The organism is Bradyrhizobium sp. MV1.5 (assembly GCF_055807615.1).
Genome location: NZ_JBVVPL010000003.1, coordinates 219758 through 242220, shown reverse-complemented (window position 1 = coordinate 242220; position 22463 = coordinate 219758). Strand labels below are relative to the sequence as shown.

The 22463-nt window shown below is 64.6% G+C and carries 22 protein-coding genes; 9 read left to right on the top strand and 13 right to left on the bottom strand.

The window, feature by feature from the left end; translation table 11 throughout:
- Positions 1-50 precede the first annotated feature (50 nt).
- Complete coding sequence (locus AC0L2J_RS04830) at positions 51-1502, top strand: glutamate synthase subunit beta (RefSeq protein WP_473387508.1); 1452 nt, start codon at positions 51-53, stop codon at positions 1500-1502.
- Between the two features lie 218 nt (positions 1503-1720).
- On the opposite strand, the gene AC0L2J_RS04825 is transcribed toward AC0L2J_RS04830, so the two are convergent.
- Positions 1721-3487 carry an outer membrane beta-barrel protein gene (locus tag AC0L2J_RS04825; RefSeq protein ID WP_473387506.1) on the bottom strand — a complete coding sequence of 589 codons (1767 nt, stop codon included), beginning with the start codon at positions 3485-3487 and terminating at the stop codon, positions 1721-1723.
- 191 nt (positions 3488-3678) lie between these two features.
- Between AC0L2J_RS04825 and AC0L2J_RS04820 the strand changes: the two genes are divergently transcribed.
- Complete coding sequence (locus AC0L2J_RS04820) at positions 3679-4686, top strand: KpsF/GutQ family sugar-phosphate isomerase (protein ID WP_473387504.1); 1008 nt, start codon at positions 3679-3681, stop codon at positions 4684-4686.
- A gap of 109 nt (positions 4687-4795) precedes the next feature.
- Here the strand turns inward: AC0L2J_RS04820 and AC0L2J_RS04815 are convergent, their stop codons facing one another.
- Complete coding sequence (locus AC0L2J_RS04815) at positions 4796-5350, bottom strand: carboxymuconolactone decarboxylase family protein (RefSeq protein ID WP_473387502.1); 555 nt, start codon at positions 5348-5350, stop codon at positions 4796-4798.
- 135 nt (positions 5351-5485) lie between these two features.
- Here AC0L2J_RS04815 and AC0L2J_RS04810 point away from each other — a divergent pair, with 135 nt between their 5' ends.
- Positions 5486-5752 carry a winged helix-turn-helix transcriptional regulator gene (locus AC0L2J_RS04810; protein WP_473387501.1) on the top strand — a complete coding sequence of 89 codons (267 nt, stop codon included), beginning with the start codon at positions 5486-5488 and terminating at the stop codon, positions 5750-5752.
- A gap of 166 nt (positions 5753-5918) precedes the next feature.
- Here the strand turns inward: AC0L2J_RS04810 and AC0L2J_RS04805 are convergent, their stop codons facing one another.
- The 4 genes from AC0L2J_RS04805 to hemH all read right to left on the bottom strand — a co-directional run bounded on the left by AC0L2J_RS04805 (position 5919) and on the right by hemH (position 9749).
- Entirely contained in the window at positions 5919-6365 is a 447-nt protein-coding gene (locus AC0L2J_RS04805; RefSeq protein WP_473387500.1) for an NfeD family protein, read from the bottom strand.
- Between the two features lie 70 nt (positions 6366-6435).
- A complete protein-coding gene (locus AC0L2J_RS04800; protein WP_007615156.1) occupies positions 6436-7437 on the bottom strand; it encodes an SPFH domain-containing protein in 1002 nt (333 codons plus the stop codon).
- Positions 7438-7711: 274 nt separating this feature from the next.
- Entirely contained in the window at positions 7712-8686 is a 975-nt protein-coding gene (locus AC0L2J_RS04795; RefSeq protein ID WP_473387498.1) for an ABC transporter substrate-binding protein, read from the bottom strand.
- 25 nt (positions 8687-8711) lie between these two features.
- Positions 8712-9749, bottom strand: coding sequence for a ferrochelatase (gene hemH / locus AC0L2J_RS04790; RefSeq protein ID WP_035974481.1), 1038 nt, complete (start codon positions 9747-9749; stop codon positions 8712-8714).
- A gap of 80 nt (positions 9750-9829) precedes the next feature.
- Here hemH and AC0L2J_RS04785 point away from each other — a divergent pair, with 80 nt between their 5' ends.
- Positions 9830-10228: an MAPEG family protein gene (locus AC0L2J_RS04785; RefSeq protein WP_007615161.1), complete on the top strand. Its 399-nt coding sequence runs from the start codon at positions 9830-9832 to the stop codon at positions 10226-10228.
- Positions 10229-10333: 105 nt separating this feature from the next.
- On the opposite strand, the gene AC0L2J_RS04780 is transcribed toward AC0L2J_RS04785, so the two are convergent.
- Genes AC0L2J_RS04780 through AC0L2J_RS04770 form a run of 3 tightly spaced genes read right to left on the bottom strand, consistent with a single transcriptional unit; the run spans position 10334 to position 14138 of the window.
- Entirely contained in the window at positions 10334-11422 is a 1089-nt protein-coding gene (locus AC0L2J_RS04780) for a nickel/cobalt transporter (protein ID WP_473387496.1), read from the bottom strand.
- Positions 11419-12057 (bottom strand): DUF1007 family protein, encoded by a 639-nt coding sequence (locus tag AC0L2J_RS04775; RefSeq protein ID WP_473387494.1) that lies wholly within the window; start codon positions 12055-12057, stop codon positions 11419-11421. The genes AC0L2J_RS04780 and AC0L2J_RS04775 overlap by 4 nt, the downstream gene beginning before the upstream one ends.
- Positions 12057-14138 (bottom strand): M3 family metallopeptidase, encoded by a 2082-nt coding sequence (locus AC0L2J_RS04770; RefSeq protein WP_473387493.1) that lies wholly within the window; start codon positions 14136-14138, stop codon positions 12057-12059. The genes AC0L2J_RS04775 and AC0L2J_RS04770 overlap by 1 nt, the downstream gene beginning before the upstream one ends.
- Before the next feature lie 135 nt (positions 14139-14273).
- Here AC0L2J_RS04770 and AC0L2J_RS04765 point away from each other — a divergent pair, with 135 nt between their 5' ends.
- From AC0L2J_RS04765 to AC0L2J_RS04745, 5 genes are all read left to right on the top strand, one after another.
- Entirely contained in the window at positions 14274-14528 is a 255-nt protein-coding gene (locus tag AC0L2J_RS04765) for a hypothetical protein (RefSeq protein ID WP_473247304.1), read from the top strand.
- Positions 14529-15194: 666 nt separating this feature from the next.
- Complete coding sequence (locus AC0L2J_RS04760) at positions 15195-16337, top strand: type III PLP-dependent enzyme (RefSeq protein WP_007615165.1); 1143 nt, start codon at positions 15195-15197, stop codon at positions 16335-16337.
- A 130-nt stretch (positions 16338-16467) separates the two neighbouring features.
- Entirely contained in the window at positions 16468-17055 is a 588-nt protein-coding gene (locus tag AC0L2J_RS04755; RefSeq protein ID WP_007615175.1) for a GNAT family N-acetyltransferase, read from the top strand.
- Positions 17056-17189: 134 nt separating this feature from the next.
- Positions 17190-17579 (top strand): RidA family protein, encoded by a 390-nt coding sequence (locus tag AC0L2J_RS04750; protein ID WP_473387491.1) that lies wholly within the window; start codon positions 17190-17192, stop codon positions 17577-17579.
- A gap of 44 nt (positions 17580-17623) precedes the next feature.
- Complete coding sequence (locus tag AC0L2J_RS04745) at positions 17624-19066, top strand: homospermidine synthase (protein WP_007615186.1); 1443 nt, start codon at positions 17624-17626, stop codon at positions 19064-19066.
- 112 nt (positions 19067-19178) lie between these two features.
- Here the strand turns inward: AC0L2J_RS04745 and AC0L2J_RS04740 are convergent, their stop codons facing one another.
- From AC0L2J_RS04740 to AC0L2J_RS04725, 4 genes are all read right to left on the bottom strand, one after another.
- On the bottom strand, positions 19179-19514 hold the full coding sequence (locus AC0L2J_RS04740; RefSeq protein ID WP_473387561.1) for a hypothetical protein: 336 nt from the start codon (positions 19512-19514) through the stop codon (positions 19179-19181).
- A 101-nt stretch (positions 19515-19615) separates the two neighbouring features.
- Positions 19616-20332, bottom strand: a complete 717-nt coding sequence (locus tag AC0L2J_RS04735) for an MgtC/SapB family protein (protein ID WP_007615187.1) — start codon at positions 20330-20332, stop codon at positions 19616-19618.
- Between the two features lie 30 nt (positions 20333-20362).
- Positions 20363-21382: a WD40 repeat domain-containing protein gene (locus AC0L2J_RS04730; RefSeq protein ID WP_473387559.1), complete on the bottom strand. Its 1020-nt coding sequence runs from the start codon at positions 21380-21382 to the stop codon at positions 20363-20365.
- Positions 21382-22431: a CobW family GTP-binding protein gene (locus AC0L2J_RS04725; RefSeq protein ID WP_473387490.1), complete on the bottom strand. Its 1050-nt coding sequence runs from the start codon at positions 22429-22431 to the stop codon at positions 21382-21384. The genes AC0L2J_RS04730 and AC0L2J_RS04725 overlap by 1 nt, the downstream gene beginning before the upstream one ends.
- Between the last annotated feature and the right edge of the window lie 32 nt (positions 22432-22463).

Here is a 22463-nt window from a genome sequence, read left to right as displayed (position 1 = left end):
ATGACGGTGAGGAAACAACAAACGATTAGACGGCAGGGACTTCGGGTTTAATGGGCAAGATCACGGGTTTTCTCGAAATCGAACGGCATGACCGCAAGTACACCCCGGTCGCCGAGCGCGTGAAGCATTTCCACGAGTTCGTCGTCCCCCTCTCCGAGAAGGAAACGCGCGACCAGGCGGCGCGCTGCATGAACTGCGGCATTCCCTATTGCCACGGCACCGGCTCGGTCTCGCCCGGCACGCCGGGCTGCCCGGTCAACAACCAGATCCCGGACTGGAACGACCTCGTCTATCAGGGCAACTGGGAAGAAGCCTCGCGCAATCTGCACTCGACCAACAATTTCCCGGAGTTCACGGGACGCATCTGCCCGGCGCCGTGTGAAGCCTCCTGCACGCTCAACATCGACGACAATCCTGTCACCATCAAGACCATCGAATGCGCGATCGTCGACCGCGCCTGGGACAATGGCTGGCTGAAGCCCGAAATCGCCGCCCACAAGACCGGCAAGAAGGTCGCGGTGATCGGCTCGGGTCCGGCCGGCATGGCCTGCGCGCAGCAGCTCGCACGCGCCGGCCACGACGTGCATCTGTTCGAGAAGTTCGCCAAGGCCGGTGGCCTGCTGCGCTACGGCATCCCCGACTTCAAGATGGAAAAGAACGTCATCGACCGCCGCGTCAAGCAGATGGAAGGCGAAGGCGTCACCTTCCACTACAACAGCCATGTCGGCGTCGACGGCAATATCGACCCGCGCGAGATGCTCAACGAGTACGACGCCGTGGCGCTGACCGGCGGTGCCGAAGCCCCACGCGACCTGCCGATCCCCGGCCGCGAGCTCACCGGCATCCACTACGCCATGGACTTCCTGCCGCAGCAGAACCGGCGCGTGTCCAATGAACCGTTGAACGGCGTCCAGGAGATTCTGGCCGCCGGCAAGCATGTCGTCGTCATCGGCGGCGGCGACACCGGATCCGACTGCATCGGCACCTCGCTGCGCCAGGGCGCGCTCTCCGTGACCCAGCTCGAGATCATGCCCGCACCGCCGGAGCACGAGAACAAGGGCCTGACCTGGCCGAACTGGCCGCTGAAGATGCGAACGTCCTCGAGCCAGGCCGAAGGCGCGATCCGCGAATTCGCCGTGCTGACGCAGAAGTTTTCGGGCGAGAACGGCAAGGTCAAGAAGCTGCATTGCGTGCGCGTCGACGACAAGTTCAAGCCGATCGCCGGCACCGAGTTCGAGCTCGACGCCGACCTCGTCCTGCTCGCGATGGGCTTCGTCCATCCCGTGCACGAGGGCCTGCTCAAGATGCTCTCGGTCGAGCTCGACCCCCGCGGCAACGTCAAGGCCAACACGCTCGACTACCAGACCTCGCGTTCGAACGTGTTCACCGCCGGCGACATGCGCCGTGGGCAATCGTTGGTGGTGTGGGCGATCCGCGAGGGCCGGCTGTGCGCCCGGTCGATCGATACGTTCCTGATGGGGAAGACGGATCTGCCGCGCTGAATTGGCGCGAGCCGCCGCGGCTTAAGGCAGACAAACAATCCGCTGTCGTCCTGGCGAAAGCCAGGACCCATACCGCGTGATCCCTCGATCGTTGACCGGTCGCAATACCAAACGACGAGTCTTCGCCAAACTACTCCCTGGGGTAATGGGTCCTGGCTTTCGTCAGGACGACACCTGAGGTTTGGCTACATTAGCTAGGAGCCTAAGGTCAGACCTCCCTAATTCTGCAGCCTCACACCGACCATCACCACCGTCCCCTGCGAGCTTGAGCCCGGCTGGTTCGAATCCAGGATGTCGTGGCGGAGCGTGCCCTTGATCCAGATGTTGCGGTTGAGCTTGTAGATCAGATTGCCTTCAAGCGAGTAGGTCTTGTCGTTGCGGTTCTGGCCCTGATAGTCGTAGGTGCCGTAGGTGAATTTGCCGACGGCCGTGAGCCAGCGGCGGAAGTCGTGATCGACTTCGATCCCGTAGGTGTGCACCAGCACGCCGGAGGAGCCGGGGACGGTGGTCTCGGCGATCTGCGTGTCGGTGGCGAATTTCACAGTGGTGAGGCCGCTCGCACTCCAGATCAGCGAGCCCGAGGTGAGGAAGCCCGCGAGCTGGCTCAGGCGCGGGTCGACATAGTTGCGCGCGGAATAGCCGACCGAGACCTCGCCGATGAGAATGCGCGAGAACTCGAAGGACGTGCCGACCTTGGCATAGCCGCCGTTCGAATCGCGGAAGAAGCCGTTGCGGTCGGCGGCCTGGTCGTGGACGCGGGTGTCGCCCTGGATCTCGACGAACGGCTTCAGGCCCGGCTTCAACTCGTAGGAGAAGCGCCCCACGCCGCCATACTGGTTGAAGTCGCGGTCGTCGTTGCTGAATGTCGATCCGTCGGTGAGTTTCGAGTTGGTGTAGGCGGTGCGATCCACGGTGGCGCCGGCCGCGACCTGGAAGCGGTTGAAGGTCTGGTCGAAGCCGACTGTCGTGCCATAGGCGGCGTAAACAGGATATTTTTGCAGGCCGGCCTGCACGTTCGGGCTGCCGGGATTGTCGGTGGCGAGCCGCAGGCGCAGCTGCGTGGTCAGCTTGAGATCGCGATTGACGTCGATGCGGCCGTCGATGTGGCCGTTGAAGTCGGGGCGGTCGACCTCGACCGGCGAGGGCGAGGCAAAGCCGTCGATCGTCGCGGGCATGTTGTTGGTGTAGCCCGAGAACGAGCCGCGCAGATCCGCGACCAGCGCGTGGCGCTCCCAATCGGACGCCACGAGGAGATCGGGCGCGACCACATAAACCGGCGAGCCGACCGGCTTGTTTAGGCGCGCCGGGTTGGTGTCGTAGCCGGTGGAGAGCTCGAGCCCGCCCTTGATCAGGAAGCTGCCAGCATAATCGCCGACCGCGCCGAACGCATCGTCGTCGAGCTTGAGGCGGCGGCGCAGCGGCTGGCCGGGCACGTTGCCGGCCATCGCCGGCGGCACCGGTGTCTTGTGCGCAGTCTCGGACGGCGGCGGCGCGATGCGCGGCGGGCCGAGCGTTCGCTCAGGCGTCGCAGGCGGTACCGGCGAGCCGGGACCGGCAGGGCGCTTCGGCTTCGGCTGACCCGGATAGAGCTTCGGCTGCTGCCGCTTGCGGTTGAGCGAATCGTAGCCGGAGCTGCTCGCGCCGTTGGCGGCAGGCAGGCCATAGGTCGGGACCTGGCCGGTCGGGTTCTGGTTGGTCGGGTTTTGGCCCGCGCGCGCCGGCGTCTGCTGGCGTTTGCGCAAATCGGTGTTGGGATCGGGCAGTGTCGGCAGCGCATCCGACGGTGCCTGCGGCACGCCCGCGGTACGGCGCGTCGGCAGCGTGTCGGGCGAGGCGAAGCCACCGCGGTTGGGACTGAACAGGTCGGGGGTGAGGCTCTGGGCGGCCACGGGGGCGCTTCCGAGGACCGTCAGCGCAAGGCACGGCAAAGCCGCGCGCAGGAAATGCGCGCGTTTGCTCCGGCTCGTGCCTGGAGACGACCCCACGATGGAAAAACTCCAACGAAATCAAATACTTTCGCGATCGTCCCCACCGATCGGCGGGAACCATCGTTAATGGAGTTAAAACAATTATGGTTAACGACCGGTTGAGGGTCGGGGCGCCCTCGTCGCATGCAAGGCCGTGGCGTGCTAAGCAGGCGCCAACGGGCGAACGCCCCTCCTCCCTGGACCAGAACATGCCGAGTTCGAAACCGCTGATGACCCAATCATCCGGCCCCATTCCCGACAGCGTCGAATCCGCACTCCGCACGCTGGAAACGGAGAGTGGCGGTATCAACGCGCTCGCCGCCGCCCTGCGTGGCCCGCTTGGCGCCAGCTTCGCCCAGGCGGTCGATCTGATCCGCAACGCGAAGGGTCGCGTCATCGTCACCGGGCTCGGCAAGTCGGGCCACATGGGCCGCAAGATCGCGGCAACGCTGGCCTCCACCGGCACGCCCGCCTTCTTCGTCCACACCGCCGAAGCCGCCCATGGCGATCTCGGCATGATCACCACCGACGACGTCATCATGGCGCTGTCCTGGTCCGGCGAGCAGCCGGAGATGAAGACCCTGGTGAACTATTCCGCGCGGTTCGCGATCCCGATGATCGCGGTGACGTCGAACGCGACGTCCTCGCTGGGACAAGCGGCCGACATCGTCCTCGAGCTGCCGAAGGCGCGCGAGGCCTGCCCGCACAATCTGGCGCCGACCACCTCGACCCTGATGCAGGCCGCGATCGGCGATGCGCTCGCGATCGCGCTGCTCGAGGGCCGCGGTTTCACCGCGCTGGAGTTCGCGCATTTCCACCCCGGCGGCAAGCTCGGCGCGATGCTGAAATTCGTCCGCGACTACATGCGCACCGGCGCGGAGATCCCCCTCAAGCCGCTCGGCACCAAGATGTCGGACGCGGTGATGGAGATGTCGGCCAAGGGTTTAGGGTGCGTCTGCATCGTCAACGATGCGAACGAGGCTGTCGGCATCATCACCGACGGCGATTTGCGCCGCCACATGCGGCCGGACCTGCTGACGGCGTCGGTCGACGACATCATGACCAGGCAGCCGAAAACCGTACCGCCCTCGATGCTGGCCACCGAGATGATCGAGGTGCTCAACACCCGCAAGATCACAACGCTGGTCGTGACCGAAGCGGACAAGGTGGTGGGCATCGTGCACCTGCACGATCTGCTGCGGGCTGGCGTGGCTTAAGGCACGCTCACTCCGCTCGTCATTGCGAGCGCAGCGAAGCAATCCAGACTGTCACCGCGGAGACAGCCTGGATTGCTTCGTCGCAAGAGCTCCTCGCAATGACGAGCGGCTAGAGCTGCGGAAACCTTGCCCCCGTCTCCTCCAGCGGCAGCCGCAGCCCGTTCGCCAGATACGACACCGTGCGGTAGAAGCCGCACAGCAGCATGATCTCCAGGATCTGCGCCTCGTCATAATGCGCCGACAGCGCGGCGAACTCGGCGTCGTCAAGCGTCGCGCGGTGATGCAGCGCCTCGACGGCGGCGATCAGCGCCTGCTCGGCCGGGGACCAGCACGACGACGCCGCATCGCCCAGCACGGTCGCGCGCACCTCCTCCTCGGTGAATTTCGCCGGCGCGGCGAAGACCGCGACGTGCACACCCCATTCATATTCACATTGGTTCAGCGCGCAGGTGCGGTCGATGACGATCTCGCGCTGGCGCAGCGACAGCGGTCCGGGATCGAGCAGGCCGCCGGCGCGAAACTTGTCCCAGGCGCGGGTATGGCCCGCCATCACCCGGAACAGCAGCAGCGGCGGCGCACCGCGCATGATGCGGTCGAACTGCGCCTGGATTTCCGGGGGATAAGGCGGGGTGAGCGGGGCAATGCGCGATGTGGCTTGGGACATTGGCCGCCTCTCTTGCTACATTTCTTGTAGCATAACGCTACACTATGTGTAGCGGCGCGCAAGAGGGGGACGATGGCGAAACCGACCAGTTCGAGATCGCGCGGCGTCCGAGGCTCGCGCACCGGGCGACCGATCATGGCGCTGCTCGACATCCTGGGGCGCCGCTGGAGCCTGCGGATCCTGTGGGAGCTGCGCGATGCCCCCCTCACCTCGCGCACATTGCGAACGGCCTGCGACGAGGCCTCGCCCACGGTGCTGCAGGCGCGGCTGGACGATTTGCGCGAGGCCGGGTTCGTGGAGCTCGGCGAAGCCGGCGGTTACGGGCTGACGGCGCTCGGGCGGGAATTGTGCGAGACGTTCATGCCACTGCACCGGTTTGCGGAGAGGTGGAAGAAGAGCTGAGACGCCGGTCATCTCCCTCTCCCCGTTCTTACGGGGAGAGGGTTGGGGTGAGGGGCTGCCTCCGCAAATTCAGTGACAGCTGCCTTCGCCGAGACTCCCCCTCACCCGGATTGCATCTTCGATGCAATCCGACCTCTCCCCGCAAGCGGGGCGAGATAAGATAAGACTACGTCGCCGCCACCGTCAGATTCGCACCGTCCACTTGCACCACCTTCACACGCGTGCCCGCCGGCGTATCGGGACCTGCGACGCGCCAGACGGTGTCGCCGATGCGCATGGTGCCGTTGCCGTCGACGATCGGCTTCTCCAGCGTGAACTCGCGGCCGAGCAGCGCATCCGCACGCTTGTTGAGGAAGGGGCTGGCGGCAATTGCATCCGGCTTCGGCCGGGCGAGGCGGCGCCATACCGGCACGGCGGCGGCGGCGAAGATCGCAAACATCACGAGCTGGATCTGCCAGGATATCGCTACTCCGAACGAGATCAGCCCGACCAGCAGCGCGGCCAGTCCGAGCCAGAACAGGAACACGCCCGGCGCCAGCACCTCCAGCGCCATCAGGATGAAGCCGAAGATCAGCCAGTTCCAGGTGCCGAGCGATACGAACATGTCGGTCATGACACGACCTCTTTGAAATGACGCATGCCCTTGTCGGAAAACCGGTGTCCACTTTTCCGGGGCATGCGCTTTACCCCTGCCGCGGCGGCACCGCCGGCGGCGTGCTCCCAGTCGTCGGCACCGAACCGCGACGAGCGGCGGCAGCGGCGGATGCAGCACTCTCGCCGAACGTGGCTTTCGCGATCTCGCCGATGCCGGCAAGCGAGCCGAGCATGCTGGTGGCCTCGATCGGCAGCATGATGATCTTCTGGTTCGGCGAGTCCGCGAACTGCCCGAACGCCTTGATATATTTGTCGGCGATGAAATAGTTCAGCGCCGCGACGTCGCCCTTGGCAATGGCTTCACTGACCATCTGCGTCGCCTTGGCCTCAGCTTCCGCCGACCGCTCGCGTGCTTCGGCGTCGCGGAAGGCGGCCTCGCGGCGACCTTCCGCCTGGAGGATCTGGCCCTGCTTGGCACCTTCGGCGCGCAGGATCTCGGACTGGCGTGCACCTTCGGCCTGAAGGATGTCGGCGCGTTTGACGCGCTCGGCCTTCATCTGTCGGCCCATGGCTTCGACGAGGTCTGCCGGCGGCACGATGTCCTTGATCTCGATACGATTGACCTTGAGACCCCAGGGCGAGACGGCGGCATCGACCACACGCAACAGGCGCTCGTTGATTTCGTCGCGGTGCGACAACACCTGGTCGAGATCCATCGAACCCATCACCGAACGGATGTTGGTCATGGTCAGCACGGTGACGGCCTGGGTCAGGTTGGAGACCTCGTAGCTCGCCTTGGCGGCATCGAACACCTGAAAGAAGGCGACGCCGTCGACCGTCACGGTGGCGTTGTCCTTGGTGATCACCTCCTGCTCGGGAATGTCGATCACCTGCTCCATCATGTTGATCTTGCGTCCGACGCGATCGAAATAGGGCACGATCAGATTGAGCCCGGGGCTCAGCGTTTGGGTGTATTTGCCGAATCGCTCGATGGTCCAATCATAGCCCTGCGGCACCGTCTTCACGCCGGCCACCAGCGTGACGATGACGAGCAAGACCAGGACGATCGCGAAAATGTCGAAACCGCTCATATTTCCTCCAAGGCGGGAAAGATTGTCGGGAAAAGGCCCTTTTCCGCGCTGTCATTGGTCGGGATCACGACCCCAGGGGTTCAGTAAAGCGTTCAGTAAAGGATTCAGTGTTCAGCGGTCGTGGATGATTTCGTCATCGGCAGGATTCTACACAAGACGCCGGGAGAGGGAATGGTCGCGATTATGTATTTGCGAGGCGCTCTTGAAAGCGTGCTGGCGCAGACCTAGCGACGAAATTAACGAATCCGGCCATGCCGGCGGTCGCAGCCAAATCCTACTCGATGACTTCGTTCGCGGTTGCGAGCAGGCTTGGCGAAAGCGTGACGCCGAGCGCCCTGGCCGTCTTCAAGTTGATCGCCAGCTCGAACGTGGTTGGATTTTGGACCGGCAGGTCGGCCGCCCGCGCCCCCTTCAGGATGCGATCGATATAGGAGGCGGCGCGGCGGAGCTGCTCGGCGCTGTCGGTGCTGTAGGACATCAAGCCACCCTCGTCGACGAAGGTGCGGCTCCAGAACACCGCCGGCACACGCGCTTCATTGATGGCCGCCAGCAGAAGCGCACGGTTGGACATGGTGAAGAAGTCCGGCAGCACCAGCAGGCCGCCATCCTTCCGCGAAGCCAGGGCGACGATCGAGGCCGTGTCATGGACCGGCGTGGACTCCACCGTCACATCGAGCGCGCGCCCAGCGTCCTCGATCGTACCCAGCATCAGGGGCGCGAACGGCGCGGTGGCGGGATTGTAGACCACGAACACACGGGACGGTCTTGGCGTGACCTGCGTCAGCATCTCCAGCCATTTGCCAGCCAGCGGGCCGTCGTAATCGGTGAAGCCGGTAACATTGCCGCCGGGATGGGCGAGATTCTGGACAAAGCCCTGGCTGACGGGATCGGTGACGACGGCGAAAACGATCGGGATCGTCGCCGTGCGCCGGCGCAGCTCCTCGACCGAGGGCGTGCCGACCGCAAGCAGGATGTCGGGCTTGAGCGCCACGAGTTCGTCGGCGAATTGCGCGATCCGTGCGCGGTCGCCGCCGCCGTTGCGCCAATCAATCTTGAGGTTGTCGTGCTCCTTCCAGCCATGGCCGGCAAGCGCCTGGACCAGGACCGCGCTACGCGTCTGCCCGATCACATCGTCGGCCGCAGTGACCGAGAGCACGCCGAGCCGGCGCGTCGCATTCGTTTGCGCCAGCACCGAGGCCGGCAGCGCAGCGGTCACCCCAAGAAGCGCCAGAACCTCGCGACGGTTCATGGGGCGCTCCTCGGATCCAGGCTCACTAGATCCAGCCCTGGAGCTCGCGTAGCACCAGCGTTCGGATCACGTTCATGCCTGGGTCGCTGTCGTTGAGGCAGGGGATCGCGGAAAACTGCTCGCCGCCATTGTGCTCGAAGATCTCGGCATTCTCCTGCGCGATCTCCTCCAGCGTCTCGAGGCAGTCGGCGGAAAAACCCGGCGTGATCACCGCGATGCGGCGCACGCCCTCTTTCGCCAGACGTTCCATGGTCTTGTCGGTGTAGGGCTGCAGCCACTCGTCGAATCCGAAGCGCGACTGAAAGGTCAGCAGCAGCTTTGTCGCGTCCATCCCGAGCCGGCGGCGCAGCGCCTCGGTGGTCGCGACGCATTGGCCCTGATAGGGATCGCCCTTGTCGACATAGGCCTTCGGCATGCCGTGGAAGGAGGCGACGATCAGCTCCGGCTTGAACGGCAGGCTCGCCAGATGCGTCTCGATCGAGGTGGCGAGCGCCTCGATATAGGCTTCGTCCTCGTAATAAGGCGGCGTCACCCGCAGCGTCGGCTGCGCGCGCAGCTGGGCAAGCACGCGAAACACCTCGTCGCAGACGGTGGCCGATGTCGCAGCGGAATATTGCGGATAGAGAGGCACAGCTAGGATGCGATCGCAGCCCTTCGCAATCAGTGCATCGATGCCCGACTTGATCGAAGGATTACCGTAGCGCATCGCCCACTCTACCATGATCTGGTCGCGGTCCGACAGCATGGCTCCGAGCTTGTCGCTCTGCGAGCGCGTGATGGTCTTGAGCGGCGACTCGTTCTTCTCGGTGTTCCAGATCTTGAGATAGTCGCGCGCCTTGGCGCGGGGGCGGGTGCGCAGGATGATGCCATTCAGCACCACCTTCCAGATCAAGCCCTGATCCTCGATGACGCGAGCGTCCGAGAGGAACTCCTTCAGATAGACCCGCACGCCGCGCGCGTCGGCGGTATCGGGCGTGCCGAGATTGACCAGGAGTACGCCGACCCCCGAGGGGGCGGGCTGCGTCGCCGGCATCGCGGTCTGGCTGGGGGCGATTGTCATCATGATCCGTTGCGTCGCGCGTTGTTCCGAACTTGTCAAGATTGGGCCGGTTTCGCTAGGGTCGGTGCGCAGGGGAGAGAACCATGACGCTGGCGGAATGGTGCGTTTTCGGGGCGCTGTTGCTCTATCTCTTAACGATCGTCTCGATCAAATGGATCAGATTTCGTGGCTTCGACAATTCGCGGCCGCGCGATCCAGCCTTCTTCGAGGACGCCATCGCGCAGCGCGCGCTCGGCGCGCACCAGAACGGCATCGAGACCTTTCCGTTCTTCGCCTTCGCGGTGCTGCTGGCCGAATACAGGGAGTCGCCGCAGCGCCTGATCGACGAGCTCGCGGCGCTGTTCCTGATCGTGCGGATCGCCTATGTGCTGACCTATCTCGGCAACCGCCCGACGCTGCGCTCCATCCTCTGGAGCATCGGCTTTGCGATCAATCTCGGGATCTTCTTCATGCCGGCGTTGAAGCAGTTCTTGCCGGTGTGAGCTTGAGATCGTAGCCCGGATGGAGCGAAGCGTAATCCGGGGTTCCTCCACGGCGGCACTGTCCCGGATTGCGCTTCGCTCCATCCGGGCTACAACACCTGCCGCTCAAAAACACGTCGTCCGTTCGGCCGCGATGTAACCCAACAACAGGCCTGCACCGAACAGCAGCACGAGGCCGGCGGCGGCGAATTCGATGCCGCGCATGAAAAGTGCGCTGCCGCCGTTGCGTCCGGCGCTCAGGCGGGCGGCGATGTCCTTGGCGGAGACGGCGACCACGGCAATGGCTGCGACCGTGATCGCGGTGCCGAGCCCCATCAGCAAGGTCGAGGCGATGCCGGCCCAGAACAGGCCTTGGGCCAGCGCGAACACCAGCACCAGGATCGCGCCCGAGCAGGGGCGAATGCCTACGGTCAGGATCGCGGCAAAGCCGCGTCCCCAGCCACCGGGGCCGGCGAGCTCGCTCGGCGTGGGGCCGTGGGAATGGCCGCAATGCTCGTCATGGACGTGGTCATGTTCGTGGTGATGATGGGCATGATCGTGACCATGATGATCATGCGCCTCATGGTGATGCTGATGACCGTGGTCATGCGGCACGCCCGCGATCGCCGGCACCGGCTGAACCGCCTGCAGCGCACGGATGAAGGTGCCGCCCTTGAGCCAGACCAGGCGCAGGCCGAACAGCGCGATGAGCGCGTAGCTTGCGATCTCGATCGCGCCTTCCGCCTTGCACATGGTCTTGGCGGTCGCATTCAGCACCCAGGCCGAGATACCGACGATCAGGATCGCCACCAGCGACTGCATCAGCGCGGAGGCAAACGACAGCACGATGCCGCGCCGCGCGGTCTCGCGATTGGCGACGAGATAGGAGGCGATCACCGCCTTGCCGTGACCGGGGCCGGCCGCGTGGAAGATGCCATAGGCGAACGAGATGAAGAGCAGCGTCCACACCGCCGAGCCGTCGGACTTGGCGGCGCGGATCGTCGCCGACATCTGGCGATAGAATTCCGACTGTTTTGCCAAGAGCCAGCCGATGAGGCCACTGGCCTCAGGCTGAGCGGCTTGTGGCGAACGCGGCGCGCCGAACGGATTTTGCGCGAGGAGATCGTGGAGCGCCGCGTCGGCCATGGCCACGACGAGAAGAACGCCGGCGCAGACGGCGAGCCCGCGCCCGAGAGGCGTGAGTTGCGGCTTCAAGGGCAATCCACCGTGATCTTGTTGGCGAACATCATGCCGAAATTAGAATTCTCGCCGTTCATAAAAGTCTGCTCGTTGAGCTTCTGGGCACTCGCGGTGCCGTCGCTCGGGCGCTCCAGCTTCATCTGGCAGCCGGCGGGCGCGCCAACCAGCTTGACCGGATTGTTTTTGGCCATCTGGAAGTCGATGAAGAAGGAGCGGTCGAACACTTCGAGCACCAATTGCCTGGGCTTGACCGGGTTCTTCAGCGGCAGCGTGAAGTGCAGGGTCAGCACGGTATCCTTGTAGTCGAGGAAGTAGTCGACCGGCTCCTGGAATCGCTCCTTCTTGCCGTCGGCTCGCGCGAAGGTGAAGTAGGCGTATTCCTTCAGCGACTCGACATTGGTCTGCGCCAGCGGCCCCAGCTCCTCGCGGGTATAGGCGCCTTTGGTCTTGCTCTCGAGCCCCTGCACTGCATAGGCCGAGAACATGTCGTCGAAAGTCCAGGCGTGGCGCACGCCGGTGATGGTGCCGTCGGGGGCGTAGAGCAGCTCGCTGGTCGCGGTGATCCAGACATGCGGATGCGCCCGCGCCGCGTCTGCCGCGAGCGACAGGGCGACGGCGAGCAGCAGCCCCAGCAGGGCCCGCATGCCCATCAGGCAGCCTTCGGGGCGTCGAGCAGGCCGCGACGGCGCAAGAGCGCGTCCGGCTCCGGCGGCCGGCCGCGGAAGGCCTCATAGGCGGCTTCCGGATCGACCGATCCGCCGCTCGAGTAGATGTCGTCGTGCAGGCGCTTTGCGACGGCGGGATCGAAGATGTCGCCGGCTTCCTCAAATGCACCGAAGGCGTCGGCGTCCATCACCTCCGACCACATGTAGCTGTAATAGCCGGCCGCATAATGATCGCCGGTGAAGATGTGACCGAATTGCGTCGGACGGTGACGCAGCGAGATCTCCTCGGGCATGCCGATCTTTTCCAGCTCGCGTCTCTCGAAGGCGCGGACATCCTGCGCGGCGGAAGCCGGTTGGGTGTGGAATTCGAGATCGATCAGCGCCGAAGAGACGAACTCGACCGTGGCAAAACCCTGGTTGAATTTTCGCGCGGCCAGGAACCGTTGCAGCAGATCGTCCGGCAGCGGCTCGCTCGTCTGGTAATGGCGGGCGAACTGCTGCAGCACCTCGGGCCGCTCCTGCCAGTGCTCATAGAGCTGCGAAGGCAATTCGACGAAGTCGGTGAACACGGAGGTGCCCGACAACGACGGATAGGTCACGTTTGAGAGCATCCCGTGCAGGCCGTGGCCGAACTCGTGGAACAGGGTGCGGGCGTCGTCGGGCGACAGCAACGAGGGTTCCCCATCCGCGCCCTTGGAGAAGTTGCAGATGTTGAGGATCAGCGGCGCGACCTCGCCGTCGAGCTTCTGCTGGTCGCGCAGCGAGGTCATCCAGGCGCCGGAGCGCTTCGACGGCCGGGCGAAGTAGTCGCCATAGAACAGCGCCTTGTGCTTGCCGTCCCGCCCCTTCATCTCCCAGACCCGGACGTCCGAATGCCAGACCGGCACATCCTTGCGCTCCTCGAAGGTGACGCCGAACAGGCGCGTGGCGCAGTCGAAGGCGGCCGCGATCATGTGATCAAGCGCGAGATAGGGCTTGATCGCGGCGTCGTCGAAATTGGCGCGCTGAAGGCGCAGCTTTTCGGCGTAGAAGCGCCAGTCCCAGGGAGCGAGCTTGAAATTGCCGCCCTCCTCCGTGATCAGCGCCTGCATGTCGTCGCGGTCGGCGAGCGCCCGCGCCCGCGCCGGCTTCCAGACCCGCTCCAGAAGGCCGCGCACCGCTTCCGGCGTCTTGGCCATGGAATCCTCGAGCCGGTAGGCCGCGAAGGTCGGGTAGCCCAGGAGATTGGCGCTTTCCTCGCGCAGCTTCAGGACCTCGACGATGGTCGCGTTGTTGTCGTTGGCATTACCGTTGTCGCCCCGCGCGGTGAAGGCCTTGTAGACCTTCTCGCGCAGGTCACGCCGGGACGAGCTCTTCAGGAATTGTTCGACCGAGGAGCGCGACAGGGTGACGATGGCCTTGCCAGCCATGCCGCGTTCTTCTGCCGCAGCCTTGGCGCTGGCGACAAAACTCTCCGGCAGGCCCTGGCGGTCGGCTTCGCCGAGCTCCATGAACCATTCCTGCTCGTCGCCGAGCAGATGATGACTGAAGCTGGTGCCGAGCTGGGCTAATCTCTCGTTGATCTCCGCCATCCGCGTCTTGGCCTCTTCGGAGAGGCCGGCACCGGAGCGGTGGAAGCGGGTGTAGGTGCGCTCGAGCAAGCGGAGCTGTTCCGGTGTCAGACCGAGATTGGCGCGGTTCTCGTGCAGCTGGGCGATGCGGCCAAACAGCACGGCGTTCATCATGATCGGATTCCAGTGCCGCGCCATCCGCAAGGAAACCTCCTTGTCGATCTCCAGAATGGCCGGGTTGGAATGCGCCGAGACGAGGTCGTAGAAGACCGACGCGACCTTGCTGAGCAGCTTGCCCGAGCGCTCCAGCGCCGTGATGGTGTTGGCGAAGTCGGCCGCGGTCGGGTCGTTGGTGATCGCTGCGATCTCGGCGGAGTGGTCGGCGAAGGCCTGCTCGAAGGCCGGCATGAAGTGCTCCGGCTTGATCTCGTCGAAGGGCGGGGTCGCAAACGGCGTCACCCAGGCCTTCAGCAGCGGGTTGGTCTCGGTGTCCGTAGTTTGGCGGGGTTCTGACATTACAAGTCCCGATTTGTGGCTCGATTGTTGCGGCCAGCTATAGCACGCGATGGGGCTTTTTTGGGCCATTTGCCCTTGCTCCCGGCTGCCTTTTCGGGGAGATTGCGGCCCTTCAAGCCTAGGACCCCTGAGCTCATGAACGCGACCTCCTCGTCTTCCCGTCGGATCGTCTGGCCGAGCGTCATCACCGTCATCAGCGCCGCCATCCTGATCGGCGCCGAGGTGTTCGGCGCGGCGTTTGCCGGCGGCTGGGCGCTCGCGATCCTGTTCGGGCTCGGCGAGCAGGGCACGCACATCCTTCAGGCCACGCTGTTTGCGCTCGGCGTGCTCGTGATGACTGCCTTCATCCGCGCCGCTCAGCGCGTCGAGCCGTTCACGAAGCGCGGCTGACACTTCCTCGCGCCCGAGACACGCGCGCAGAAACTTAACGCGCGTTCATCTTCCGCGGCGCTCGCGCAACACTTCGCAAGCAGATGTTAGGCAATTCTGCTCGCAGCCTAAAAAATCTCTTGCGAACCAGAGTCAAAACACTTATGTGCGGATTGCCCAATTTCGCACGTGCCTGTGGTCGTGTGTCAGTCGGTAGGTATCCGGACAAGAGGCCGGACAGCCGCCAAGGGGTGAAGAAGCCGAGGGGCTCTTCGGAAGTGTGGAAGTCGGAAGGCTCATAGCCGGAAGACGAAAGCAAACCCGGAGCGTCCAGCATCTCTCTCAAAGAGATGCCTTGTCGAAGGTGACTTTGCTCTTTGCAACCGTGACTGGCAGCCGGAGGCGAACCGGCGCACCCCGCTCTCAACGGGGGACGCGACTTAAAGCAACGACGGATCGGGCTTTTTTGGTCTCTACCGGCAGTCCAACGCCGGCGCGGGCTACTGAAAAGGCTTGTCCTTCATTGCCAGGTGTGCGGGCGGGAACATTCCCAACCAATCCACGGCAGCACAGTCTGATGTGAGTCTTTGGCTCGTCGCGCCTCCATCGCGCGATCTGGCCGGAGCGCTCTTATCCGACGTCATTTTTTGAACGGATCCCCGTCGCTGGGCCGTTTGGGAGAGTGCTATGACCGACCGTATCCAGGAATTCCTGCGCAACCGCCGCAGCGAGGGCCTCGACACCGAACCGTGCCTCGTCGTCGACCTCGAAGTCGTGCGCGACAATTACCAGACCTTTGCCAAGGCGCTGCCCGACAGCCGCGTGTTCTATGCCGTCAAGGCGAACCCGGCGCCGGAAGTGCTGGCTTTGCTCGCCTCCATGGGCTCCTGCTTCGACACCGCGACGGTCGCCGAGATCGAGATGGCGTTGGCCGCCGGTGCGACGCCCGACCGCATCTCCTTCGGCAACACGATTAAGAAGGAGCGCGACATCGCGCGCGCCTTCGCGCTCGGCATTCGGCTGTTCGCGGTCGATTGCACCGCCGAAGTCGAGAAGGTCGCCCGTGCCGCGCCCGGCGCAAAGGTGTTCTGCCGCATCCTCTATGACTGCGCCGGCGCCGAATGGCCGCTGTCGCGCAAGTTCGGCTGCGACCCGGAGATGGCCGTCGACGTGCTCGACGTTGCCAAGCGTCTGGGCCTGGAGCCGTGCGGCATCTCCTTCCATGTCGGCTCGCAGCAGCGCAAGGTGAAGGCGTGGGACCGTGCGCTGGCGATGGCCTCGCAGGTGTTCCGCGACTGCGCCGAGCGCGGCATCAACCTGACCATGGTCAACATGGGCGGCGGTTTCCCGACCAAGTACCTGAAGGACGTGCCGCCGGTGGTGACCTACGGGCGCTCGATCTTCCGCGCGCTGCGCAAGCACTTCGGCAACCAGATTCCGGAGACCATCATCGAGCCGGGCCGCGGCATGGTCGGCAACGCCGGCATCATCGAATCCGAAGTCGTGCTCATCTCGAAGAAGAGCGACGAGGACGAGGTGCGCTGGGTCTATCTGGACATCGGCAAGTTCGGCGGTCTCGCCGAGACCATGGACGAGTCGATCCGTTACGCCATCCGCACCCCGCATGACGGCGCGGACATGACGCCGTGCGTGCTCGCTGGCCCGACCTGCGACAGCGCCGACGTGCTGTACGAGAAGAACCCGTATCCGCTTCCGGTGACGCTCGAGATCGGCGACAAGCTGCTGATCGAAGGCACCGGGGCCTATACGTCAACCTACTCGGCGGTGGCGTTCAACGGCATCCCGCCGCTGAAGACCTACCACATCTGATCCGCCTCTCGTCTGAGGCCTGACGAACCCGGGAGCCGGCTTGCCGGCTCCCTCCCTGACATTTCGATCTGACGACGCCTTGGACCGGCGTGCTTTGCGCACGTCGGTTTCAAGCGGGGACTGACGCGCCATGACTGCTCTTCGGAAGACACAGGTTGACCCCACCTCGAAAGCCGCTCCGTTCGCGATCCGCAGCGAGCGTGCTGCCGACGTTGCGATGCGTGAAGTGCTGCTCGATGCGTCCTTTGGCGAGAACCGCCATGGCCGCACCTGCCAGCGCCTGCGTGACGGACGCGCACCCGCTGCCGGCCTTGCGCTGGCCGCGATGCGCGAGGGGAAACTCGTGGGAACCGTGCGGCTGTGGCACGTCAGCGCCGGAGGCAGGCCCGCTCTGGTCCTCGGACCGCTGGCGGTGGACCCTGCCTGCCGCGAGCTCGGGATCGGCGCCGCGCTGATGCAACAAGCGCTGGCTGCCGCCCGGGCGCGCGGACATGCCGCCGTGATCCTGCTCGGCGACGCCCCTTACTACGCCCGCTTCGGATTCTCGCATGAGAGGACCGGCGAGCTGTCGCTGCCCGGCCCGTTCGAGCGCGACCGCCTGCTGGCGATCGAATTCCAGGCCGGTGCGCTGGATGGCGCCGCGGGGATGATCGTCCCGACTGGCGCGACCCTGCCCAAACGGAGGGTAGTTCGCGGCCTCGAGGCGCGCGCGGCGTAAGGGATTGCCATGATCGCGATACCAAAGCCGCGCCGAGCGGAGATGCTCGCGCGTGCCCTTTGCTTTAGGGTTGCGCGGGGCTGAGAAACGCCCTTTAACCCGCCAAACGCCCCCTTCAGTCGAGGCCCACGACCATGTCCCGTCGCCTGATCTCCACCGGCTCTCCGCTTGAGAAGACCGTCGGCTACAGCCGCGCCGTGATCGACGGCGAGTTCGCCTTCGTCGCGGGAACCACGGGCTATGACTACACAACGATGACGATGCCGGCCGATGTCACGAGCCAGTCACGCAACTGCTTCAAGACCATCGAAGCCGCCCTGCAGGAGGGCGGATTCGAGATGGCCGATATCGTCCGTGCGACCTATTACGTCACCGACGCCAGCTATATCGATGCCCATTTCGCTGTCTGCGGCGAGGTTCTCGGTGACATCAGGCCGGCCGCGACCTTGCTGGTCGTCAGCGGCCTCGCCAAGCCCGAGATGAAGGTCGAGATCGAAGTCACCGCCAAGCGCCGTAACGCTTGATCCCCCATCCTTTGTTCGCCAGCACGTTCCGGAGAAACCATCCCATGAGCCCCGCCTCGCAGATCTACGCGAAGATCACCGGTCCCATCGTCATGGTCGGCTTCGGCTCCATCGGCAAGGGCACGCTGCCGCTGATCGAGCGGCATCTCGATTACGACAAGTCGCGCGTCACCGTGATCGATCCCAAGGACGAAGGCCGCAAGGCGCATTGCGAGAAGCACAATGTGCGCTTCATCCAGAAGGGTGTGACCAAGGACAATTATCGGGAGTTGCTGACCCCGCTTCTCACCGAAGGCGGCGGCCAGGGCTTTTGCGTCAACCTCTCGGTCGACACCGGCTCAACCGACATCATGGAGCTCTGCAACGAGCTCGGCGCTCTCTATATCGACACCGTTAACGAGCCCTGGCTCGGCTTCTATTTCGATTCGTCGAAGGGCCCGGAGGCGCGCTCCAACTACGCCCTTCGCGAAGCGACACTGGCCGCCAAGAAGGCGCGCCCCGCCGGCTCGACCACGGCCGTCTCCTGTTGTGGCGCCAATCCCGGCATGGTCTCCTTTTTCGTCAAGCAGGCGCTGCTCAATGTCGCCGCCGATCTGAAGCTCAATGCCCCCAAGCCGAAAACCAAAGCCGAATGGGCGGACTTGATGCGACAAGCCGGCATCAAGGGCATCCACATCGCTGAACGCGACACCCAGCGCTCCAAGAAGCCGAAAGAGCCGGATGTCTTCGTCAACACCTGGTCGGTGGAAGGTTTCCTGTCGGAAGGCGTGCAGCCATCAGAACTCGGCTGGGGCACTCATGAAAAATGGATGCCCGAAAATGCGCGGACTCACGAAGCCGGCTGTGGCGCTGCCATCTATCTGATGCAGCCCGGCGCCAACACACGCGTGCGCACCTGGTGCCCGACCCGCGGCGCGCAGTATGGCTTCCTCGTCACCCACAACGAGTCGATCTCGATCGCCGACTATTTCACCGTGCGCGATGCATCGGGCACGGCGGTCTATCGGCCGACCTGCCACTACGCCTATCATCCGGCTGACGATGCCGTGCTGTCGCTGCACGAAATGTTCGGCCGCGCCGCGAAGATGCAGGAAAAGCACCACATCCTCGACGAGAACGAAATCGTCGACGGCATCGACGAGCTCGGCGTGCTGCTGTTCGGCCATGACAACAATGCCTACTGGTACGGCTCGCAGCTCTCGATCGAAGAGACCCGCAAACTCGCGCCCTACCAGAACGCCACCGGCCTACAGGTGACCTCCGCCGTGCTCGGCGGCATGGTGTGGGCACTGGAAAACCCGAACGAAGGCATCGTCGAAGCCGACGAGATGGATTTCGATCGTCTGCTGGAAATTCAGCTGCCGTATCTCGGCCCGGTGAAGGGTTTCTACACCGACTGGACGCCGCTGACGGATCGTCCGGGACTGTTCCCGGAAGATATCGACACGAGCGATCCCTGGCAGTTCCGGAACGTTCTGGTGCGGTGATTGTGCGGTCATGCCCGGGCTTGTCCCGGGCATCCACGCACTTTTTTCTCGCGAAGCCAAGAACGCGGATGGCCGGGACAAGCCCGGCCCTGACGCCACAACTGGCGGGGAGCTACTTCCTCTCGATCGGCGGCGCGATCTTCTCGGCCGGCGCCGGCGGCAATGCTGGTTTCGCCGCGCCGGCAGCGCCTTGCGTCTGCGGGTCGGGCCGCGCGGGCTCTGGGGCGGGCGTGGTCGGCCGGTCGCCGCCGGGCTTGGCCTCGGCGGGCTTGTTCTGATCGGAAGACGGCGTGCCTTGAAGGGGGGGCGTCGCCTGGGCGGTCTGCATCCGGGTCTCGGCGCGGATTTGCGCCAGCGACATGCCTGACACCACAACGCCGGCTGCGAACAGCGAGCAGGCGACCATCAGGTCGAGCTTCAGTCTGCGCTTGTCATATTGGCCGGGCATGTCGATCACCGCTTTTGTCCTCGGGATCAACGAAATCGCCGGTCTGCGGTTCCCTGCCAATGGCCGCCGGAACCCGACGCCTGCGCGCCCCATCGCCGCGCTCAATCCGTGGTGCTGACTTCCCAGGTGGCGTGGCGGACGCCGGGGAGGTGCTGGAGATCGGTCGCCACCGCATTCAGTTCGTTCGGATCGACGGCGGTCGCGACCAGCTTTGCCACGATCTCGATCAGATCGTCCCCGGTTTCGACCATGTCGATATCGGCCACCAGATATTTTGCGCCCTCAAGCTTCTCGACCAGCCGGTCACGCATGTCGGGCAAAGCGTCCGGTGCGACCGCGAGCTTGAAGTAATAGGTCGCCTCGGAGGTCTTCTCGTTCAGTGGGATGCGGTTGATGGCGTTGACCAGCGGCCGCAGCATGGTGTTCCCGGCAATCACGAACACCGTCAACGCCGCGGCCTGCGCGACCATGTCGGCGCCGGCGCAGGAGCCGACCGCAGCCGAAGCCCAAAGCGTCGCCGCGGTATTGAGCCCGCGCACGTCCATGCCCTGCTTCATGATGACGCCGGCGCCGAGGAAGCCGATGCCCGAGACGACGTAGGAGATCACCCGCACCGCGCCGTCAGCGCCGGTCAGGTGCATGGCGAGATCGACGAAGGCGGCGGCGCCGACCGCGACCAGCACATTGGTACGCAGGCCCGCGGTGCGCTGGCGATACTGCCGCTCGGCGCCGATCAGTGTGCCCAGCACGAAGGCCGTGAACAGGCTGACCAGCGTGTCCGCAAAGTCAGCGATCTGGAAGGTCGTCAGAAACCGCATGGCTCCATCTACGGTCAGAACGATGACAGCTTAAAGCTCCAGCAGACCGCCGTCGCCATTTTCGTCGGCGAACGCCAGCAGAGTCCCCTTGGCGTTCCAGGCGAGCGCGGCCACCGGCGGGGTGCCATTGCGGCGGACCAGGATCTCGGCACCGTCCTCCAACCGCACCATCAGCACGGTGCCGTCGCTGTAGCCGGCCGCGAAGATGTCGTTCCTTGGATGGCAGGCGACGACCGACACGCGCGCCTGCAGCGGCGCGAGCATCGCGGGCTCCTTGCCCATCGGGCCGTCCTTGCTTGCGAAAGGCCACAGGATGACGGTGTCGGCGCCCGAGGTCGCCAGCGCCTTGCCGCCCGCGCTCCATGACATCGAGCGGACGCGGCCAGGATAGCCGGTCATGCGCATGTGCCTGTTGTCGGCAAGCCGCCAGCCGTGCAGAGCCGATTCGTGCATCGTGGTGACCAGGAATTTGTTATCCGGGCTGAAAGTGACGCCGAGATGCGAGCCGGCCCAGGGCAGGAATTCGGCCGATCCCGCCATGTTGGGAAACCACAGCGTCGCGCCGTTGTAATGGGCAATCGCGAGACGCTGGCCCTTCGGCGCAAACGCGAGGCCGCCCACGGTCGAGGGCACCTCGAGCGACTTCTCCTCGCTCTTGCCGCTCTTGAAGAAGGCGGTCTTGCCGGCCGACCAGGCGTAGGCACCATCCGGATGCAGCGCCACTGCATCGATCCAACGCCGCTTCGGGTCAGTCGCAAGCAGCGTCACTTCGCCCTTGGTGTCGAGCGACACGACTTTTCCATCGTCGCCGCCCATCACGAGGCGCTTGCCATCGGAGGCGGCCGAGAGAATGCCGCCGCTGTGCACGGCGACCTTGCTGATCTCGCCCTGGCCATCCACGAACGCGACATTCTCCTCGCCGCCGACGAAGGCGGCGCGGTTGCCAAGGAAATGCACGGAGGTCACGACCATCCCGAGCGCGAGCGGCTTGACGCGCTCGGTGACGGAGACGATCGAGGCGGAATCGGCGGGTGGCGTAAACTCTTTCATCACGAGACGATGCAGCTCTCAAAACCCTGGCGAATGAGGTCTTGCGGCAATTCGCGGCCGATGAAGACGAGACGGCTCTCGCGCGGCTCGCCGTCCTTCCACTTCCGCTGGTGGTTGCCCTCAAGCATCATGTGGACGCCCTGGAAGACGTAGCGGTCGTCGTCGTCGTGGAAGGCGAGGATGCCCTTGGAGCGCAGGATCTTGCCGCCCTCCACCTGCACCAGATTCTGGAGCCATGGCATGAACACGTTCGGATCGAGCGGCTTGTCGGTCTTGAGCGACAGCGATTGCATGTCCTCGTCGTGATAGTGCTTCAGGCCGTGGCCGTGATCGTGATCGTGATCGTGATGATTGTCGTGGCCGTGGTGATGATGATCATGGTCATGATCCTCGGCATTCAGGAAGTCCGGCTCGATGTCGAGGATGCGGTCGAGGTCGAAGGCGCCGCGGTCGAGCACGTCGGCCAAAGCCACCGAGCAGCGCTCGGTGCGGTGCAGCTTCGCATAGGGGTTGATGGCGCGGATGCGGGCCTCGACCTCGGCCAGCTCACCCTTGGTGACGAGATCGGTCTTGTTCAGCACGATGACGTCGGCAAAGGCGATCTGGTTCTTGGCCTCGGGCGCGTCCTTGAGACGGTCGGACAGCCATTTGGCGTCCGCAACCGTCACGACCGCGTCGAGCCGCGCGTTCTTCTGCACGTCCTCGTCGACGAAGAAGGTCTGCGCCACCGGTGCCGGATCGGCAAGGCCGGTGGTCTCGACGATGATGGCGTCGAACTTGCCCTTGCGCTTCATCAGGCCTTCCATGATGCGCACGAGATCGCCGCGCACGGTGCAGCAGATGCAGCCGTTGTTCATCTCGAACACTTCCTCATCGGCGCCGATGATGAGGTCGTTGTCGATGCCGATCTCGCCGAATTCATTGACGATGACGGCGTACTTCTTGCCATGGTTTTCCGACAGGATGCGGTTCAGCAGCGTGGTCTTGCCGGCACCGAGATAGCCGGTCAGGACGGTCACGGGAATTTTTGGGGCGGTCGCTTCAGACATAACAACTCCGGACTTCGGGCTTTTCGCGCGAC

Excerpts from the sequence above, each read along its gene's own strand:
- AC0L2J_RS04755 (WP_007615175.1), top strand. The coding sequence starts at position 16,468 with ATGACTGCTCTTCGGAAGACACAGGTTGACCCCACCTCGAAAGCCGCT.
- AC0L2J_RS04735 (WP_007615187.1), bottom strand. The coding sequence starts at position 20,332 with ATGCGGTTTCTGACGACCTTCCAGATCGCTGACTTTGCGGACACGCTG.
- AC0L2J_RS04820 (WP_473387504.1), top strand. The coding sequence starts at position 3,679 with ATGCCGAGTTCGAAACCGCTGATGACCCAATCATCCGGCCCCATTCCC.
- AC0L2J_RS04785 (WP_007615161.1), top strand. The coding sequence starts at position 9,830 with ATGACGCTGGCGGAATGGTGCGTTTTCGGGGCGCTGTTGCTCTATCTC.
- AC0L2J_RS04770 (WP_473387493.1), bottom strand. The coding sequence starts at position 14,138 with ATGTCAGAACCCCGCCAAACTACGGACACCGAGACCAACCCGCTGCTG.
- AC0L2J_RS04775 (WP_473387494.1), bottom strand. The coding sequence starts at position 12,057 with ATGGGCATGCGGGCCCTGCTGGGGCTGCTGCTCGCCGTCGCCCTGTCG.
- AC0L2J_RS04760 (WP_007615165.1), top strand. The coding sequence starts at position 15,195 with ATGACCGACCGTATCCAGGAATTCCTGCGCAACCGCCGCAGCGAGGGC.
- AC0L2J_RS04800 (WP_007615156.1), bottom strand. The coding sequence starts at position 7,437 with ATGAGCGGTTTCGACATTTTCGCGATCGTCCTGGTCTTGCTCGTCATC.
- AC0L2J_RS04740 (WP_473387561.1), bottom strand. The coding sequence starts at position 19,514 with ATGCCCGGCCAATATGACAAGCGCAGACTGAAGCTCGACCTGATGGTC.
- AC0L2J_RS04750 (WP_473387491.1), top strand. The coding sequence starts at position 17,190 with ATGTCCCGTCGCCTGATCTCCACCGGCTCTCCGCTTGAGAAGACCGTC.
- AC0L2J_RS04725 (WP_473387490.1), bottom strand. The coding sequence starts at position 22,431 with ATGTCTGAAGCGACCGCCCCAAAAATTCCCGTGACCGTCCTGACCGGC.
- AC0L2J_RS04765 (WP_473247304.1), top strand. The coding sequence starts at position 14,274 with ATGAACGCGACCTCCTCGTCTTCCCGTCGGATCGTCTGGCCGAGCGTC.
- AC0L2J_RS04805 (WP_473387500.1), bottom strand. The coding sequence starts at position 6,365 with ATGACCGACATGTTCGTATCGCTCGGCACCTGGAACTGGCTGATCTTC.
- AC0L2J_RS04745 (WP_007615186.1), top strand. The coding sequence starts at position 17,624 with ATGAGCCCCGCCTCGCAGATCTACGCGAAGATCACCGGTCCCATCGTC.
- AC0L2J_RS04810 (WP_473387501.1), top strand. The coding sequence starts at position 5,486 with ATGGCGCTGCTCGACATCCTGGGGCGCCGCTGGAGCCTGCGGATCCTG.
- hemH (WP_035974481.1), bottom strand. The coding sequence starts at position 9,749 with ATGATGACAATCGCCCCCAGCCAGACCGCGATGCCGGCGACGCAGCCC.
- AC0L2J_RS04830 (WP_473387508.1), top strand. The coding sequence starts at position 51 with ATGGGCAAGATCACGGGTTTTCTCGAAATCGAACGGCATGACCGCAAG.
- AC0L2J_RS04730 (WP_473387559.1), bottom strand. The coding sequence starts at position 21,382 with ATGAAAGAGTTTACGCCACCCGCCGATTCCGCCTCGATCGTCTCCGTC.
- AC0L2J_RS04795 (WP_473387498.1), bottom strand. The coding sequence starts at position 8,686 with ATGAACCGTCGCGAGGTTCTGGCGCTTCTTGGGGTGACCGCTGCGCTG.
- AC0L2J_RS04815 (WP_473387502.1), bottom strand. The coding sequence starts at position 5,350 with ATGTCCCAAGCCACATCGCGCATTGCCCCGCTCACCCCGCCTTATCCC.